Annotated in this window: 14 protein-coding genes and 1 pseudogene; 8 read left to right on the top strand and 7 right to left on the bottom strand. The window is 58.2% G+C overall.

All coding sequences use genetic code 11. The features are described 5' to 3' along the window. Nucleotides 1-232 precede the first annotated feature (232 nt). The 6 genes and pseudogenes from ccsA to VNM72_03095 form a co-directional block, all read right to left on the bottom strand. Nucleotides 233-838: pseudogene (ccsA, locus tag VNM72_03120) on the bottom strand (cytochrome c biogenesis protein CcsA). 516 nt (nt 839-1,354) lie between these two features. Continuing rightward, nucleotides 1,355-1,582 carry a hypothetical protein gene (locus VNM72_03115; GenBank protein HXF04388.1) on the bottom strand — a complete coding sequence of 76 codons (228 nt, stop codon included), beginning with the start codon at nt 1,580-1,582 and terminating at the stop codon, nt 1,355-1,357. Between the two features lie 90 nt (nt 1,583-1,672). Continuing rightward, nucleotides 1,673-1,906, bottom strand: a complete 234-nt coding sequence (locus VNM72_03110; protein ID HXF04387.1) for a hypothetical protein — start codon at nt 1,904-1,906, stop codon at nt 1,673-1,675. Between the two features lie 171 nt (nt 1,907-2,077). Then, nucleotides 2,078-3,277: a serine protease gene (locus VNM72_03105; protein HXF04386.1), complete on the bottom strand. Its 1,200-nt coding sequence runs from the start codon at nt 3,275-3,277 to the stop codon at nt 2,078-2,080. A 296-nt stretch (nt 3,278-3,573) separates the two neighbouring features. Continuing rightward, nucleotides 3,574-4,671, bottom strand: coding sequence for a tetratricopeptide repeat protein (locus VNM72_03100; GenBank protein ID HXF04385.1), 1,098 nt, complete (start codon nt 4,669-4,671; stop codon nt 3,574-3,576). A 301-nt stretch (nt 4,672-4,972) separates the two neighbouring features. Beyond that, nucleotides 4,973-6,448 (bottom strand): O-antigen ligase family protein, encoded by a 1,476-nt coding sequence (locus VNM72_03095; GenBank protein ID HXF04384.1) that lies wholly within the window; start codon nt 6,446-6,448, stop codon nt 4,973-4,975. Nucleotides 6,449-6,858: 410 nt separating this feature from the next. Between VNM72_03095 and VNM72_03090 the strand changes: the two genes are divergently transcribed. Next, nucleotides 6,859-7,674, top strand: coding sequence for a ParA family protein (locus VNM72_03090; GenBank protein ID HXF04383.1), 816 nt, complete (start codon nt 6,859-6,861; stop codon nt 7,672-7,674). Nucleotides 7,675-7,676: 2 nt separating this feature from the next. Next, nucleotides 7,677-8,561, top strand: a complete 885-nt coding sequence (locus VNM72_03085; GenBank protein ID HXF04382.1) for a ParB/RepB/Spo0J family partition protein — start codon at nt 7,677-7,679, stop codon at nt 8,559-8,561. 304 nt (nt 8,562-8,865) lie between these two features. Here VNM72_03085 and VNM72_03080 read toward each other — a convergent pair whose 3' ends face one another. After that, nucleotides 8,866-9,039, bottom strand: coding sequence for a hypothetical protein (locus VNM72_03080; GenBank protein HXF04381.1), 174 nt, complete (start codon nt 9,037-9,039; stop codon nt 8,866-8,868). Between the two features lie 64 nt (nt 9,040-9,103). Between VNM72_03080 and trfA the strand changes: the two genes are divergently transcribed. The 6 genes from trfA to VNM72_03050 form a co-directional block, all read left to right on the top strand. Then, complete coding sequence (gene trfA / locus VNM72_03075; GenBank protein HXF04380.1) at nt 9,104-10,624, top strand: plasmid replication initiator TrfA; 1,521 nt, start codon at nt 9,104-9,106, stop codon at nt 10,622-10,624. A 210-nt stretch (nt 10,625-10,834) separates the two neighbouring features. Next, nucleotides 10,835-11,425 carry a hypothetical protein gene (locus tag VNM72_03070; protein ID HXF04379.1) on the top strand — a complete coding sequence of 197 codons (591 nt, stop codon included), beginning with the start codon at nt 10,835-10,837 and terminating at the stop codon, nt 11,423-11,425. 36 nt (nt 11,426-11,461) lie between these two features. Continuing rightward, a complete protein-coding gene (locus VNM72_03065) occupies nt 11,462-12,166 on the top strand; it encodes a GspMb/PilO family protein (GenBank protein HXF04378.1) in 705 nt (234 codons plus the stop codon). A 30-nt stretch (nt 12,167-12,196) separates the two neighbouring features. Next, nucleotides 12,197-13,372: a hypothetical protein gene (locus VNM72_03060; protein ID HXF04377.1), complete on the top strand. Its 1,176-nt coding sequence runs from the start codon at nt 12,197-12,199 to the stop codon at nt 13,370-13,372. A gap of 38 nt (nt 13,373-13,410) precedes the next feature. Beyond that, nucleotides 13,411-14,355, top strand: a complete 945-nt coding sequence (locus VNM72_03055; protein ID HXF04376.1) for a hypothetical protein — start codon at nt 13,411-13,413, stop codon at nt 14,353-14,355. A gap of 6 nt (nt 14,356-14,361) precedes the next feature. Further along, nucleotides 14,362-15,237: type II secretion system F family protein (locus VNM72_03050; GenBank protein ID HXF04375.1), on the top strand; the 876-nt coding region annotated here is incomplete at its 3' end.

Genomic DNA, 15,237 nt, shown 5'->3' with positions numbered 1-15,237 from the left:
CGAGTCGCCGGATCAACCCGGACCGCCCGAATCCAATGAAAGAAGCAACCAGCCCCATGATCGAAACAACAGCGGTGAGAAATGCCAGTCGAAAGAGCTGCCCCACCACCGGGATCGCCGCGTGCACGAAGGTCTTGCCTTCGGGATCAAGGGGAATCCGCTCGCGCCCGATCACGAAGTTGACGTAAAACACTCCTTGACGGAGAACGGCTCCGTCCGAGAGCAACGCGAAGGTCAGCAGCACGATGCCCATCGCGCAGATGCCGAACAGCTCAAATCGGACTCCATCTTTGAGCAAATAAAGAAGGGCCGTGGCAAAACTGATGGCACACGCCGCATAGCCCGCCATCGCCAGAGTGACGTGAACGGGACGCCAGAAGCTCACGAGCACAGGAGGAAGATCCTGGGCGTCGCCGCCGTAAAGCAGCGCCAGGACGAGAAGCACAGATGCCACCGGCATGGTTAACACGCCAACGTATCGGTGGCGATAGATCGCTGTGATCAAGAGGCTGGCTCCTGCTGTCGCCAGCGCGAAAAAGACCGAGGTGTCGTAGAGATTGCTCAACGGATAATGACCTACCAGTAACCCGCGTGCTCCCCACGCCGCTACGTTCAATCCGAAACCCACTGCCGCTGTGACAATCCCCGTCCGCTCCAGGATCCGCTCCTGCAGGTAGAGGAATGCCAGGAAGAGTACGGCAGACCCGGTATAGCTGATCAGGGCCAGGACGACCAGCACCGTCTCACTTTCCGGTAAAGGAGCGATCTTCTGCCAGGCCAGGACCAGATAGGATCCTGCCAGAATAAGCGGGAGAAGGAAAAGGAAAACCCGCCCCATCCCTTCAGGCTTCACCATGACTGATGCTGCGAGCGATTTCTCACCCATAGCCGCCTCCGGATTCCTCACAGATGCTCACGAAGCAACACGGATACGTTAATCACTCCGCGTCTATCCCTGCCAATTAATCCGCTGTTGCTTGTTTCCTGCCGGCACCAGGACTTACAGAAACCTCTTCGCCAAGCACCTTCGCGCTGCCCTGCGTGGCCACAGGATGGACCGACAATGTCCGGGTTCAGCACTACGGGTGAAGCTGCTCACCCTCGACGATCCGACAGGATCCCTCTTTTGGCGAACTGATCTTCCGTCAGCCGGACTGTTCCTGCCACCCGGACGGCGCTTGTCATCGGTCGGTGTCCTGCTACGGTCGGACGCGCTGTGTCCGTCTCACCTTAGCCCGGCCTGCACAAAGGATACTCCTCAGCCACTCCCTTTCTGCACCCCCGTTTCAGCTCAAGGCACATCCCCCGGGGCCCAGACTCGGGATCTTCGCGGTGCCGACCGGAAAGACAAACCTTACTTCTTCACGTAACCTTCGAGCGTTTTCTTCTCCTTGTAGTACTTGCCGGCGTCGGTCAGGTCCTTCTCCGAATACTCCTTCGGGTTTTTCGATGTATGGCAGTAGGTACACGCCTTTTTCTCTTTCTTAGAGAATTCCGGCTTAGCCGTTGCCCCCGGCATAAGAGTCGCCATAGCCAACGCAACAAAAGCAACGATTGCCGCAACGAACTTGAGGATTCTCATCGCCACTCCTCCTTGTGAACTTTTCGGTCAATGTCTTATCCCCAACGCGTACGAAAGCCTGACGGTTGTCCTGCTGGGGATCTCAGGTTCTCAGCTACCCTTTGGTTTGTACCCTTCCAGCGTCTTCTTCTCTTTGTAGTACTTCCCGGCATCCGTCAGGTCTTTCTCGGAATAGTCCTTTGGACTCTTCGAGCTATGACAAAACGTGCAGGGTTTCTTTTCCTTCTTGGTGTACTCCTGTTTCCCGATGCCACCGGAGGTGAGCCCTCCGAGCACCAGCGCCAGAGCTGCTAAGAGGCTCACGATAAGTTTCAGCATCTTCATAGCTCTTATCCTCCCAATGGGCACTCAAGCAACCACCATACCATTTTCCGGAGACCGATGCTGCTGTCGTCACAATTGATGTTACAGCAGAGAGTTCTACGGAGAAAACTCATCGGTATATCTTTGCCAAAACGCGCGAGGACAGCCCCAGGCTGGGTGAAATCCCCCACGTCATGGCGCGATTCCCTGCTCCTGCAAAAGCTTAAGGGCCAGATGAGCCGGGACGGCCAGATTCGATGCCGAGAATTCTCTGAGCACAGCATAATTGATTCCGACGACAACTCCGCTGCGATTGAAGAGGGGACCGCCGGAACCTCCGGTCGTCGTTGCGGCATCATGAACAATGCGACTGGGGAGACGGGCACTGACATGACCCTGTGTGACCAGAGGGCGGATCAATCCGCGCGTGGCCAGTTCACGCGCTACGTCAGGAGCACGCATGGCTGTTGTCGTGATAATCTGACGAGCGACAGTTTCATCCAGCCGCGCCAACATGGCCTCGATTCCCGCGGGATATCCCAGCAAAACGACCGGCTGTCCGACTTCGACTTTCACGTCTTTATCGGCCAGCGGGGGGATGGGAACATTGATGTCACTCGGTGGGAACCGACACAGTGCGAGGTCGTATTCTTCCGAACTCCGCGCCACCTCCAGGCGCAGTGGTGTTCGGACATTGGGGAAGTAGGCATGGAGCGAAATCAGCCGGGGTTCGAATCCCTGCGCGATGAGCTGTTCAGCCGCTTCATTCTGCCACCAGGGACGCGCCACGTGGAGGTTGGTCAAGAGAAAACCGCGAGCCACAAGGAAGCCCGTGCCGATGACCGTCTCTTCCACAGCCGGACCGGATCCCTCCACCGTCACCTGAAATTTCTCGTCTCCTTGAGTGATGGCAATACCCGACTCGGTTGCCGTCGCGTATCGGAGAACGCGGCCCGTCCCGCGCTCGACAAACTGGTAGGTGGCTTCGATGAGGCTTACACTCGGGCCATAGGTGGTGGAGATGCGCTCGGCCATCGTCAGCTCGCCTTCGATGCTGGAGCGAAGAATCTCAACCTTCCGCGCGATGTCTTCCAGCCCTTTTCGCACCTGCTCCAGCGTCTCCTGCTGTTGGCGCACGCGGCCGCTCAGCTCCTCCACGCCAGTCCGCAGTGTATACTCGTTAGCGATGAACCAGATGAGCGCTACGAGAATGATCAAGCCGAGGAAAACGGCAGCGGCCTTCACTCGTGCCGTCGTTTCCCGATCAAGAAAGAGCCACTTCCGGAGGACCTCTTCCAGGTGAGCGAGCTGCCACAGCTTCTCAGCCCTTGGACGTTGGAGCAGACTTGGTTCACTCTCCGACGTGTGATCTCTTGCTGTCTGTCCGGTCATCACCACCGTCCCGGATTCAATTATAATGTCTTCCGGCACGTTCTCAAGCCGAACGACGCCAAGAGGCCGAACGAAACGGCCATGGATACAGCCCTAAGCGCGGATGAACTCCAAAGCATGACCCCGGCAGGATCGTCCGCGAGCCTGGGATCACATCGCCGATTCAGCGTACCGGTGCGTGAGAACCGGTCCGAAGAATGAGTCATGCGGAGACGGGGGCTCTCTCCCATCCGCGCCGGGACGCAGACGGCAAAGTCGGCCCCCATCATTGCGGTGAAAGGTCCACAGGGACCGTTTCAAGAACGAGCGGAAGCGGGAAAATCCACCTTGATGAGGCGGCGTTCGGAAACGGCTCGCCCGCCCACCTGCGATGGCTCGAACTGGATGCGGCGAACCGCATCAATGACCACCTCGTCCACACCTCGCCCTAACCCCTTGACGACCTTCAGCACCCGCACGCGCTTGTCGTAACAAAACAGAGCCGAGAGAACGATGGTTCCCTGAACGTTTTGCCTCATGGCCTCCGCCGGAGCGTGAATGGGGGGAAGCTTACTGACACCCTTCACCTTGCTGAGGTCTTCGGGTTGAGCGGCGGGATCCTCCGGCTTCTTGATGAGATCAATAATCTCCTCAAGCTGCATTCGTTCGGGTGAAGGTTGAATCTGCTGGACCACCGATTGCAATTCGGTTACCGCCGCGTCATTATCCGTTCCGATGAGGGCGAGACCAAGAGCCCGTCGGGCGAGAAGATAGTTCGAGCGACTCTCAACCGCCTTGCGGTAAGCATCAATCGCTTCGCTCCAGGTCCCGGTCGGAGCCGATCCCGTCCCTTCAACCAACTCCTTCTCGACGGCTTGACCGAGATTGAAGTTGAACTCGGGTCGGTTGGGCTCGCCCGCGACGGCCTGGCGAAAGTGAGCAACGGCCTCCGAGTAGTTCTTCTGGTTGAAATAAATCACCCCGAGCACATTCGAGGCGTCGGGGAATGATCCGTTGCGCTGCTCGATAGCCGTCTTGAACTCACGCACAGCAGCCTCATTGTCCCGCTTGCGGAAATATAACATCCCCAGACCAAAATGAGCGTCGGGATAATTATTCCCCTTGAGCCGGAGAGCTTCGCGGAGTTCCGGCTCGGCCTGATCGTAAATATTCAAGCGGTAAAGGGCCATGCCGAGATAGTAATGAGCTTCGGCCAGATCGGGTTTTTTCGCCAGCGCCTGACGCAAAACCTCGACCGCTCCCTGATAGTTCCCCTGAGCGAAAAGAAGACGACCCCGCTGAACATCCTGTTCAGCCGTCGTCGCCTCCTGAGCCTGGTTGCCCCGTCCCTGCCCCAGCGTCACGATGAGCATGAGGGCGACCACACTCGCAAACAAACGAACACCCTTCTGCATATCTTTTCGTTCCTCCTCTGGTTTTGTTCGCGCGCCCGGCATTCTAGCAAAACTCCCGCTCCGGCGAAACGTCGCGGCGAAACTTTTTCTCTGCTCGCAACGCTGGAGAAAACCGCCCGGCAGCCCACGGCCCCGACTGAGTGCCAGGAGTGATGCTCGGTCACAGTGGATTGCTGCAAGGGGGCAAAGGATACGCGCCAGAGTGGACCCGATGGGCCCAATGTGCGACGTCGCACATATGTTGTATCCATCCTCAAATCCGTGGGTTACAGTAAAAAACAACCTCGGACCCAACCGCCCCTCAGCCCCGTTCTCCTTCACTCCATCGGCGGAACACCTCCATGAGGCCCATCTGGAAGTAGACGATCATAGCCACCTCCGAATCGCCGAAGTTATAGTGCACGAGCGAACTCAACAAAAAGCCCAGCGTTCCGCCCAATGTGCCCAAGACAATTCCACCGACCATCGGGTCCTTTTCCGGAAGCGATGACCTGAGCAATCGCCATTGAAGTCTGAGATAAAGAGCGAACCACCAGAGAAACAGAGCCAGGGCCGGCAACCCGCGCTCGACGGCAATCTGAATCGGCGTCGAGTGGAAATGTCCCAGGGGCAGTCGCCCTCCTTGAAAGAGTCCCCACTCTCGCCACCGCCGCTTGAGGCTATCCATTCCAACCCCCACAATCCAATGGCGCGGTTGCCGGGCAAGAAGCTCCAGACCCTCGCGCCACACTGTCAATCGGTATGAGGTGCTCGGCTCCCGGAGATTGAGCGAGGAGATTCCCCGCGTTCGCTCCAGTAAGTGAAATGCCGCCGGCGCGAGCAGAAGCAGAAACACGGCCAGAACCAGAAGCCCCTTTCGGCCCACTCGCACAACGACCATGGCGGCCGTCGAGAAAGCGAAAGCAACCCAGGCCGCACGCGTCACCGTCAGCAGGAGCGCAATGCCGAGAAGAATCACGCCGCCCAGAATTACACATCCCCGGCGATCCCACCGTTTCTCTCTCATGAGCCAGATGCCGAGAAGTAACGAGGCGAGCAATTGCACGACCTCCGCGTAGGTGAAATAGTTCCAGCCGTAGAAACCGGCTGCGCGAAACTCCCTCCACCGCCGGTAGGACTGAATTCCAAGAGCTTGCGAATCGGTTGAAGGGACGGTGATCTCGCGGGTGAGATAAACTTCCGGTCGGAAGAAGAAGACCCTCAGTCGCTGACCACGGCGCCGCTCCCACACCCGGGCCAGATCGTCCGGAGAATTGATCGTTTTGCCCTCGACCTGAAGCAGAACATCTCCCGACTCCATCCCGATGGTCCGTAACGGACTATCTTCTGCCAGGGATTCGATCACCATACCCCGGCCGGCGATTTTCTCCCAGAAGACGAAGCCCACATTGAGAAACGAGGAAGCAATCAACGCGACCACGAGGCGTTTCCCCCACTCCGGCCGCCGAAGATTCTGTCCGACCAGAAAGTAGATGAGAAAAAGGCTCACGCTGCGGAGCTTGCCGCTGCTGACGGCGGGTTCGTAGGAACACACAGCGGCGAGAATGCTCCAGCCCACAAAGAGGATCACGGGGAGATCGAGCGTCATCAGGCGATAGGCGAAGTACCGGCGGCGGACGAGCTGCGTCAGCCAGACCATCAGACCCGCTCCAAAGGCTGCTTGCGTGAGAGCGATGGAATGAGGGGCCGCTACGGCGAAGGCGATCAGGCACCCGAGGAGCAGCCGGTCACCCGTATGCATCGGGACCGGTTTCCGCGCATTTACGGTGTCGTGCATGGATCGGTCCTAAGAGGCCGCCATAATAGCAACGGCAAGGAGAAAAGACAAATGTGCGACGTCGCACATTTCCAATAACCAATTGGAATGTCGAGGATTGAACCCCATCAACAAGAATTGTTCTCGAAGCCCTCCAGGCCCCTGTCACCCCGACCGGAGCCCCCAGGTGGTTATTCACGGGCGAGGCGGTCTCCTCCGAGCTGTCGCCTGTGCGGGTGCTACCACTCAGGCTCTGGCCTGGCCCCCTCCCGGCAGCCGTCTCCTACCTCGGTCCCTGCCCTTCCCTCCCGCCCTGGCTTTGAGATTTCTGTTTACAAATAGCATCAACGCGAATAGACTTTCGCGCGAACATCCAAAGGCGGATTCGCTCTGCGCGCGGCTCGGCAGGATCGAGCCAACTGATAAGGAACATGACAGAGATTCTCGCCATCGCAACGGTTAAAGGTGGCGTGGGCAAGACCACCATCGCCCTCCATCTGGCCGGAGCCCTCGCCGATCTCGGCCACCGTGTGCTGCTCGTGGACCTCGATCAGCAGGGCAACCTCTCTTCGGTTTTCATCGAAGATCCCTATGGACTCGCGCCCACCGTCTACGATATAATCACGACTCCCGACATCCCAACCCGAGAGGCCATCCGAACGACAGCATTTCGGGGGATTGATCTTCTCCCGGCCAATTTGCAACTGAGCCGGGTCGAGTTTCAACTCGCCGGTGATAATGATGCCCAGTATTATGTCTCGGATAAACTTAAGGAGGTTGATGGCTACGACGTGATGATCCTTGATACGCCACCCAGTTCCGGATTGATGACAATCAGCGCACTGGTTGCGGCCTCCGGCGTGATCATTCCCGTCGAATGTCAGCCCTGGGCAACCCTGGGTTCGGCATTGCTGCTGGAGATCATTGAGAAAGTGCGTCGCCGGGCCAATCCCCGCTTGCGCGTCCTCGGCTACGTAATCAATAAGTATGACCTGCGCCGTGGCCTGGAGACGAGCTATCTTGATGCCCTGCGGGCCAAACTCGGCGATCAGGTCTTCCGTACGATCATCCGAGACAGCGTGAAATACCCCGAAGCCGCCATGATGAAAAGCCCGATCACCTTATACCAGCCGCGCTCGGAGCAGGCCGAAACGTTCCGACGCCTGGCAGCGGAAGTTCTGGATCGCACGCGGGCGCTGGCGGAGGGCGATTCTCTCAGCACGGCCACGAGGGACAAGAGGACATGACCATGTCGAAACGGGAAAAATTCCGTCACCTGGCCGAAGAAACCCTGAGTTCGGTCCCCTCGATTGGCGAGCGCAGCGCTCACCTCGCCGATGACATCATGGCTGGCCCTTTTGCCGGAACGTCGCGTCTGAAGGGTGCCCGGCTCATCCCCATCGAGCGATTGGTCGCCGACCCCTCGCAACCGAGGAAAACCTTCTCCGAAAAATCTCTCACCGATCTCGCTGCCTCCATCGAACAGCACGGTATTCTTCAGCCCCTCCTTGTGCAGTACGATGCGACCCAGGATTGCTACCTGATTGTCGCGGGAGAACGCCGCTATCGTGCCGCCCAGCTCGCCGGTGTCCGCGATGTTCCTTGCATCGTCGTGGATCCTCTCACGCCGCGCCAACGCCTGTACTACCAACTGGTGGAAAACCTCCAGCGGGATGACCTCTCCCCTTTCGAGGAAGCCGACGCCTTCCGCCTGCTTGTGCAGGAGTTTCGGCTCACGCACGAGCAAATCGCTCATCTTATCGGCAAAAGTCGAACGTATATCTCCAAGACCCTCAAGCTCAGTCTCATTCCCGAGGCCTTGCGCCGCCGCTGCCTCGAGTCGGGACTAACCTCCCGCGAACACCTGCTGGCCATCTCTCAGCAACCGACACCGGCGGATATGGAAGCCCTCCTGAACCGCCTCATGAGCACACCCATAAATGTCAAGACTCTGCGCCGGATCAAACCCTCAAAAGGCAACCCAAGACGTCGCCGCTTTCAGTTTCGCTTCGCTCCGGAGGATCGAACTTTCTCCGTCACGGTGACCTTCAAGAAATACCACGTCTCTAAAGTGCAAATTGCCCGCGCCCTTCAGCTCGCAATCGAGTCTCTCGCCGGCGATGATGATTCGTGACTACTGGAATGCGATGTTCAAACGAAGAGATACGAAAAAGCCATTATTGGGGTTGGGGACAAGAACTATTGGGGTTCGGGACAAGAAACTATTGGGGTTGGGGACAAGTTTATTGGGGTTGGGGACAAGAACTATTGGGGTTCGGGACAAGAAATATTGGGATTCGGGGCAAGAACTATTGGGGTTCGGGACAAGACTATTGGGGTTGGGGACAAGACTATTGGGATTGGGGACAACGCTAATGTACTGGTCCTTCGCTTGTTAGGCGAAAGATTTTTGGCACGCCGTTTGCTTTTTTGTTGTATTATTTGTTGTTGTATTTGTTGTTGTATACAACAACAAGGGCAAATCCATTGCTTGTTGCCCTTGTTGCTGTTTTTGTTGTTACCTGCGACAGCACTTTTCCATCTCTGGAGGAACCGACGCCACGGTGGCTCACTGACGAGAGCGAGCCAAGAGCAATCAATTCAGTTGGCATCGTCCCCGCATGGGAGGTATCAACAACCGCCAAGGCAACGATACTGCATAGAGGAGAACGACCTATGAGTAAGCGAGCGAGGAAACGGACCAAGTCGAGCGTTCGCGAACGACAGCCAGTCTTGATTGAGACTGCCCGAGAGGAGCGAGAGGGGAAGGATGAGATGAATCTCGCGGTCTTTCCCATCGCGGCGCTTTACACGCGTGTTCCCAAAAACATTCGTTCGCTGAAGTTCCGCGACACCATCATCGGTGAGAACGGGAAAATCGTTCGCCGCACCTGGACGGTTCAAGGGGGCTCAGAAGTGGGACTGCCGACCTCGACCGACGAGGACGTCTATGTGGCGCTCATGGAGCTGACGCGGAAGCAGGGATTCGGCGACCAGAAGGTCCCGTTTTCACGCTATGATTTGGTGAAGCGTCTGGGATGGTGTCCCTGCGGGAAATGCTACCGCCGGTTGGAGGAATCGCTGCTGCGGTTGAGCAATGTTTTCATTCACGCCCAGAATGCCTTTTGGGACAATGCTGCGCGGGCCTATGTCACCGTGGGATTCACGTTGATCCAGGGATACCACCTTTACGATGAGACGGTACGACGCAAAGCCGGCGCATCGCAGCCGATGAGTTGGATCATGTGGAGCGACCAGCTCTATCGGAGTTTCAAAAGTGGCTACATCAAGTTCCTCGACACAGACCTGTACTTTCGCTTGCGCACGGCGACATCCCGGAGGCTCTACCGCTATCTGGATAAGAAATTCGGCAATGACGACAGGTTTTCCATTGATATTTTCAAGCTGGCTCACGAGCACCTGGGCATGAGTCGAAACTTTCGTTACATTTCCGAGATTACGCGTCAGCTCACACCGGCGCTGGAGGAGTTAACCGACGAAGGCTATTTGCGGAGCTGGAAGATCGAGGGGCGGATCATCTCGTTCGTCAAGGGGAAGGCCGCCCGGCATGAGCCGTTCGACACGACGGACGAACAAATGTATCGCACCCTTGATTTGCCGTTCGAATCGGTGCGAGCGCTGGAAGATGAGGAGGAGAAGGCGGAAGCGCTTGTGGCAAAGTTGGTGGAGCGAGGGGTCATCCCGTCACAGGCAAGGAAGATCGTCGAAGCCAATCGAGACAGCCTGGAAGCGGTCGAAGCGACGATTCGCTACTTTGACGGACTGATGGCGCGGGGAGGGCGAGGGATTGTCAATCCCGCGGGTCTGTTAGTGACGTTGATCAAAGATGGACGGGCCGAACCGCTGAAATCGGCTGTCGAGCCCTCGAATCCGACCAGCACCGCGCCAACGGCTGCCGAGGAATTGGCGTATCAAGAGTTCGTGCAGAAGGCGGTAGATGCCTATATTGAGTCGGTGCCGGCGGAGGAGTACGCAGCTCGGCGCGAGGCGAAGAAAAAGGAGTTGCTCGGATCGGATCAGGGGGCCCTCTACAAGCGTTGGTCCAAGCAGGCGCTGGAGGATTATGTATCGGTGCTCTGCCAGCGAGACATCGCGGCCGAGTTGAATCTGCCCGATTTTGCCACCTGGCGCGCGACTTCGGGAAAAAGCGCCGAAGATCGGGGGACGAAAAGTTGATTTTCCTTGGAACTCAATGAAAAGACGCAGTTTAACCCTGATGTGCGACGTCGCACATCGGCCTTTCGCCGAAAGGTTACCCTGCATGATCTCACCTTCGGGGGAGCCCCTTAAGAGAATGACCAGTTTTTGGAACTCATGCCGCTTCTCGGCGTCACAACATTTGGTTCGCTTTCAAGAGGTTTCGGTGCTATTATACAGGTCGTGCTTATGGCGGTCAGGGTCAATCTCGCAACGGAGCCATTTCACAATCGGCGACCCTGGGTGTTGGCTGTGGCTCTGGTCGCACTGACCTCGGGGTTGTTCAGTTATGCCTGGGGAGAACGATCCCGGGTCCTTACGCAGCAGGCCGAGGCGCTCTCGTCCGAGATTGCGAATCAGGAACGCCGGCTTCAGTCGCTTCGTCGGCAACTGCCCCGCTCGGTTCCCTCCGATCAGCTCACCCCCTTAGAGCAGGAGGGTATTCGCACGGCCAGCTTCCTGATCGAGCGGCGGCTCTTTGGCTGGTCACGCCTGTTGGAGGTCATCGAGCGCCACCTCGGTCCCAATGTCCGCCTGACTACGATTAGCGTCGCACCGGCCGAGGATGTGCCGGTGGATCCGTTAAATCCAGGGGCAGGACCGGTGAAAGTGTCGCTCACCATTGTGGGAAAAGAGCTGTCCGACATCCTCCAGGCCCTCGAGCGGTTGCAGCGGACGGGCGAATTTTCCCGCTTCCTCCCGCGCAAACAAAGCACTCTTGAAGCCACGAATGAGACGGAGTATGAACTGGAGGCGCTCTATCAGGCACGGCGCCGATAGAGGACGAAGATCCCAGCGCAGCGGGCAAGAGAAGTCATGACCGGACTAGTGATCAGAAATCGGAAAATTTATCGAGGTCGCCGATGGACCGCGACAGTGGTCATCTGCTTCGTGATTGGGTTGGCCTCGGTGGGAACGGCGGCCGGTTTCTACATTCGTCGGCTCCAACAGGAACAGCGAGTCGAGGTGCAGCGAGAGCGCCTCCGGATCAATCGTGAGGAGATCCGACTGCTCAGCGAACGCCTCCGCGCCCTTCAGGCGAGCACCAAGACGGAGGTGGCGACACCGGAAACGATCCGCGAGAGTTTGAAACGGTTTGAACAGCAGTATCTCACCGATCCCGATGCCGGTCTTTCGGCGGTAATTCTCCAGATCAACAAAACTGCTCGCGGGGCGGGCGTGACGCTATCGGACATCGCCTTCAATCCCATCGAAGAAGGCGAGGTGCCGCAGGCGACCCCTTCTGTGAACATGGGTCGCGGACGGCAGTTCTATCCCGGCTTGAAGATGGCCTTCACCGTCACCGGTGCTTATCCCAATATTCGCCAGTTCCTCGTCGAACTCGAACGGGGCCCGATCTTTCTGATCGTGGAATCGCTGGCACTAAAGAGCGTGGAGGAAGGGAGAGCCGGTCGTGCGGCTACGGGCGCGGCGTCCGATGTCACGCTTTCGCTGGAGGTCCGGTTATCAGTTTACTATCGTCGGCAAGGAGCAATCGCGTCGCTCGTGCGGCAGCGATAGATTCCCCTGCGTTGGCAGGAGGGAGGAACCATGACGAGAGAGAAAAAGAAACTCGCGCTTCTCATCGGACTTGTGGCCGTTTTGATTGGCGTGCTGATTTACAACGGGGATCTCCTCTGGGGCGGATCGGCAGCGACGAGCAAAGGGGGACCGGCGACCTCACCGACACGCCCTGGAGCGAGGACGCCGACCCCGAAAGAGCAGGGAAGGGAAGAAGGGTTTCGCCCTCTCCCTCTGTATGCGCTTGAGGAAGTGAAGTCGGCGTCAGCGGAGATCCAGCGAAATATCTTCATCTACGCTCCTGAGGCTCCCGAGCGAGAGGTGAAAGTCCCGCCGCCTCCACCGCCGACGCTACGGTTACTCAACATAACCCCCTCGGTCCTCTATGCCCGAACCGGAGATATACCTTTGCGCGTGACGGGAGAGGCATTCCCCCAGGACGTGCAGATCTTTCTGAATGGGCAACCGCAACCGACAGAGTTCGTCAGTCCAACCGAACTGGCGACCAAAGTGAATCGTTCGTTGCTTGCGGGGCCCGGACGCCTCGTGGTGGAAGTCAAGAATGGACGCGGCGATTTCACTGGGCCGAGGGAGATTCCCGTTTTGGAACCTCCGGCTCCCCCCTATACCTATGTGGGTCGGATTGGCGATCTCGTCTTCCTGAAGAAGGACGACGATCGCTACGCCGTGCGCATCGGGGAATTGGTGGATGCTAAGAAAGACCCTCGGTGGCGTGTGGCGAGTGCGACCGATGTCAATCTGATCCTCCAGGACGTCCTGATCAAGGTGGATCATCGGCTGGACATGGATTTGGGGCAGACGGCATCGAGCCAATCGAGTCCCACATCGCCGGTTGAGCGGGGGCGAGGGAACCGTCCTCGTGTCTTCCGACCCCAGCAGGATGAGGAGATGACCAACGACGAGGAGGAGCTGCTCCGACAGCAGGAGATGTTGCAGGAGCAACTCCAGCAGCAGATGGAGATGCAGCAGCAGATGCAACAGCAGCTCCTACTGCAACAACAGCTTCAACAGCAGCTTCAGCAACAACAGCCGGGCATGACTCCGCAGGCAACCCCGCTGCGGCAGCAACTGCTGCAGCAACGACTTCAACCCTGGCAGCGACAGCAGCTTCAGCAGCAGCTCCTCCAACAACAGTTGCTCCAGCAGGAGCAGTTTCAGCGGATGAGGAACCGACCAAGAGAATGACCATGAGGGGAGTAATCTTGGGGCAGAGGAGAGGTGGCGTGAGATTCGACGGCGAACCCACACGCGGCGGACGCCTGTGGGGGTATGGTCGCCTTCCGGAGCGACGACGGTCCAATGGCTCTATCCTCATTGCGGTGGTGGCAGCCCTGACGGTGGCTCTCGTTGTTGCCTCAGCCGCTATTCCCGATCTTGTGCGAGACCTGCAACGGGAGCGAGAGGAAGAGATGCTGTTTCGCGGCCAGCAAATCGTTGATGGATTGGAGCGCTTTTATCGGGCGACCAATCGGTATCCTATGTCGCTGGAGGAGCTGGCCGAGGGAATTATGATGCGAGGCGGACGGCGATTGCGCTTTGTCAGACCATCAGCGCTTACTGATCCATTGACCAATGAACCCTGGGCGGTTCTGCGTCCGGGAGACCCGGCCGTTCGACGATTTGTTCAAGCGTATTTGAAGAGCGTCGGACAGCCGCCCAATCCGGTGCTGCTGCAGTTTCTCACGCGCGGCGGGCAGATCACTTTACCGGGCCGCCCGTCGCCCAGGACGATGAACCCGCGGTCGCCTCAATCAGGGCCGAGAACCGTCTCGCCTCAGCCACCCCCCCAGTCGGAGGCGGAGACCGATTTTGACCTTCTTGCTCAATCGGTGGAATCTGATGCGGAGGGAGAGGCCACCGGGCCTGTCATTGGGGTTGTCAGCAAGAGCGAGAAAAAAACCGTTCGTGTCTTCTATGACCTGGAGTCCTACCGGGATTGGGCGTTTGTGTTCATACCGGATCCGCTGCTGCCAGCGGCTGTGGGAGAGGCGCGTGTCAAGGCGCTGCTCAGTCCGGTAATGTATCCGAGCGATCCGTTGCGTCGTCTGGCCGAAGCGATGCCGACGCGAGGGCGCATCCGAGCCGTTCCCGGCCAGTCGGGCCCCCAGCGCGAGCAGCGACCGTTACCGGGCCAACGAAACACACCATTTCCCGATCCTCGTCGGTGATTGGCCATGGCTGTGTATATCTGTCGTGTGGGTACAACTGGTGGGGAGATCGTCACCCGGCGAATTGAAGCGATCGCCGAGGACGATGCGCGTCATCGGTTGGAGCGCGAGGGGTATCACGTCTTCGCCCTCAAGCGGGAAGGGGGCCTGACGCTAAACTTTCGTCCTCGACTCCGGACGCTGAAGATCGAGGATTTTCTCCACTTCAATCAACAACTGGCGGCGCTCGTTCGCGCCGGCCTGCCAATTCTCCAGGCGATCACGCTTCTCACGCGACGGCAAAAGAATGCCGTGCTGCGGTCCGTCCTTCAGGATATCGAAGAACGCATCCGGGAGGGAACGCCCCTGTCGCAAGCGTTCGCCGCGCATGGGGGTCTCTTCCCGCCATTGTACGTGGCGTCGGTTACGGCTGGAGAGAAGGCGGGAAATCTCGATGAGGTCCTGCTCCGTTACATCGCCTACACCAAACAGATGGTGACCGTCAAACGGAAGATTCGGTCCGCAGCTACGTATCCGATCTTCTTGCTGATAGTGCTCATCGGTCTGGTGTCGGTGATGACGGGTTTTGTCATTCCCCGGGTGTCGCTACTGTACGAAGACTTCGGTCGCGAGCTACCGGTCATCACACAAGTGGTCCTCTCGATCAGTCACGCGATCAAAGAGAGTCTCCCCTGGCTTCTGCCGTCGCTCATCGGCGGAGTTTTGGGCGTGGCGGCCTGGCGGCGAACGCCGCGAGGGCGATTAACTGTTGACGGACTGCTGCTGCGCATTCCCATCGTCGGACCCATCATCCGTGATCTGGCCGTGACGCAACTGGCGCGAAGCCTCGCCACGCTGCTACAAGGGGGCGTGACTTTGGTCGAGTCATTTCGCATTGCCAGT

Source organism: Blastocatellia bacterium (genome assembly GCA_035573895.1).
In the GTDB taxonomy this organism is placed as follows: Bacteria; Acidobacteriota; Blastocatellia; order HR10; family HR10; genus DATLZR01.
This window is presented reverse-complemented; position numbering and strand designations above follow the sequence as displayed.